Here is a 3,016-nt window from a genome sequence, read left to right on the forward strand (position 1 = left end):
CGGCGGGTGCCTCTTCAGCCGGTGCTTCGTCGGCCGGTGCCTCATCAGCCGGTGTCACGGGCAGTTCTTCCACCGGTGCATCCCCGATCGGTGCCTCGGGCGCGTCCTCGACGGGAGCCTCATCAACCGGTGTCACGGGCAGTTCCTCCACTGGCGCCGGCTCCTCAACCGGGGTTTCGGGAGAAACTTGGTTGGCGACCAACAGCGATGGCGAGATGTACACATTCTCGGCAGTGATGGACACCAACGAATCCTGCGTTTCGGTGACGGCCGAAGTGACTTCTGCTGGTGCAGCGGTCGGATCCTCGGCGGCCGACGCGATCCCTGCTCCTGCAGTGGTCACCACTCCTGCGGTAACTACAGCTGCTGCGAGACGGCCGGTCTTGGCGATTCGAAACGACATTCTTTGCTCCAATTCTTTGTGGGAATGTTGCGGTTTAACCGTTACATCGTCGATCGAGCAGTCGCAAACGAAGAGGAAATTTAGGTGAATTCAGGGTCGGGTGCGCTTAACGATCCGGACAGGGCGGCCCCATCTGTGTCACCCTGCGCCTTGCACAGTCGAGGCCGCTGACTGGTCAGGCACCCGGAACAATTCACAGACCCGAGGCGGGGCTGGGCAGCAAGGACCGCCCTGAGGCCATGGGCTGACGGTTACGGCTTCCTGCCGGACAGGATATCCTTTGCCGCTGCTCCGCGGGCTCCCTTGCAGTCTTGCGTGTACCAGTTGACTGCTGCGTTTCGGTCGGCGCCCATCCGGTAGGCCATGCAGTCGGCGACCAATTCGACCCCGTTGTTGGTCTTAAAGATCTTGTTCAGCCGGCGGTCCATCGCCTCAAGGTCATTGCCGTAGAGGCGGAAGGTGATGATGTGGGCGCACTCGTGCAGGGCGATCGCCTTGTGCTGGCTGCCTTCGTACCCCGGCGCCATTTCAATCCGCAGTGATCCCGAGTGGGCGGTGCTTTCGGACCCGCCCTTCTTCACGGTGATGATCTGGTTGGGGCAGTACTTCTTCATGTAGTCATAGGAGAGCTTGCGGTATCCGGTGTAGCTGCGCGGGTTTTCGTGCCGGACCGTACCGGTCTTGGAGGTCCAGCCTGTTTCGTACGCCGACGCGTTCACCACAATCCGGTATTTCCGGGAGACGTTGGACTTCGTCTTCGGCGTCTTGGCAATGGCCAGGGGCGGAATGCCGCTGCTCTTTTTCTTCCAGGCGAGCTTCTGCACGGTGACCCATTGACCGTTCTTGCGCATTTGCAGGGCTCCCGTGCGGGCAGATCTGCCGGTCCAGACGTAGAGGCCGTGCCGGGCTTGGTCGCCCGCTGCCACCTTGCCGTCGGCCTCCGCGAACGGCTTGGTGTAGTTCGAATAGCGGTGGTTGACCACGGAGCGGGAACGCTTCCATGTGACTTTCTGGCCCGGGCTCGCGGACAGGGTCTTGCCGCCCTCGGTCGCCGCGATGCGCAGCTGTACGGTGCCTTCTTTGGCCATCTTGTAGCCGAGCGTTGTTTTGCCTCGCTGACCCAGTGCCTTCGAAGTGACCGTCTTCCAGCCAGTACCGCTCTTCTTCTGCAGGGCGATGCGGAAGGTGGCCGACGACGGATCGTGCCAGACCGTGACCTTCTTGGCCGGCTCCCAGGGGTAGCTGTCCAACGAGGATCCGTGAATGACCGGTACCGCATAGGCCGGGGCGGCCGGAATGGCCACTGGCATTGCGGCGGCAGGTTGTCCGCCGAAGACCGTGATGCCAACCGCAGCGGCCACCGAGGCAAGAGCGACGATCAGACGAGTGGACATGGCCTCTTCTTCCGGATGCTGACGGGGAAACTTGCGTCGAGGCAGCCGGATTCGGCAGGTTGCGACTCATCGCAACTGGATTCTAGCCGTCAATAACCGCTCCTCGGTGCAACCCGGAGGACTCAAGGTGCTGGTGGCGGAGGAAGTTCAATCGGGTCGCGCAGGCTGCGTCCCATCGCGAGCTGGGCGACCACCGGAATCCCCATCAGGTTCAGCACGGTGTTGCGCAGCAGCAATTGCAGGCGGTTGCGTGGTGCGAACGCTGCGCCGAGCCCGATCGCTGCATCCTGCTTGGCGCGGACGAGCGGTGCCAGCTGCCGTTCGTATGCGGCAAACGCTGCGGGATAGTCTCCTTCAGACCGCTGGAGCTCGGCCGCCAGGACGTAGGCCTCCACCATCGCCAGCGCCGACCCCTGGCCGGCCAGCAACGACGGGCAGGCGGCGGCGTCGCCAATGAGCACGACCCTGCCGTGCCACCACGACGGCAATCGGATCTGGCTGGCCCGATCGAAGTAGAAGCTTCGGGCCTCGGGCATCCGCCGCAGGATCTCCGGCACCTCCCAGCCGACGCCGCCCAGTCGCGCACGCAGCAGATCCTGCTGGGCGTCCACGTTCTCCACCGGCACGTCCCCGTCATAGCGAAAGGTGAAGCAAAACATGGTCCCGCCGTCGCGCTGTGTGAAGCGGAGCGCCTGCGCGCCCACCTCGGTATGCGTCACTGCGACCAGTTCGTCACGCGGACTGTAGTCCTCCACCTCGAAGGCGGCCACGGTGATGCCCAGGTAACGTTCGAACTCCTGCTCAGGCCCGAAGGCCAGCGACCGGATCCTGGAGTGCAGGCCATCGGCCCCGACAACGAGGTCGAACTCCCGCGGCGCGCCGCGGGCAAATTCGACGCGTACGCGTCCGCCGTCGTCGTCGATAAGTGACTGAACGGTGTCGCCGAAGATCGTTTCCACCTCGCCGTTCAATGCGTCGTAGATGGACGCAGCGAGGTCGGAGCGGCCGATGCTGACGTAACGGCCGCCGGCCCCGCCGATGAGCTTGCGGGGATTCAGATGGGAGATTCGCCGACCATCGCGGGAAACTTCACGCAGCTCGCGGACCCGGTACCCCTCCGCCATCAGCCGCGGGACGATGCCCATCCGGTCGGCCACGTCAAACCCGGAGCCCCAGAAGTCCACCAAGTAGCCGCCTTGCCGCAGCCGGGGAGCGTGCT

Annotated in this window: 2 protein-coding genes and 1 pseudogene; all 3 read right to left on the bottom strand. The window is 64.1% G+C overall.

Annotated elements, in window-relative coordinates:
* Positions 1-403 (bottom strand): annotated as a pseudogene (locus tag ACMX2H_RS18805) (hypothetical protein); the annotation flags it as partial.
* Positions 404-654: 251 nt separating this feature from the next.
* Complete coding sequence (locus ACMX2H_RS18810; protein WP_414962783.1) at positions 655-1,797, bottom strand: hypothetical protein; 1,143 nt, start codon at positions 1,795-1,797, stop codon at positions 655-657.
* Between the two features lie 122 nt (positions 1,798-1,919).
* Positions 1,920-3,016: FAD-binding domain (locus ACMX2H_RS18815; RefSeq protein WP_414962785.1), on the bottom strand; the 1,097-nt coding region annotated here is incomplete at its 5' end.

This window comes from Arthrobacter sulfonylureivorans, from assembly GCF_047607445.1.
GTDB lineage: Bacteria > Actinomycetota > Actinomycetes > Actinomycetales > Micrococcaceae > Crystallibacter > Crystallibacter sulfonylureivorans_A.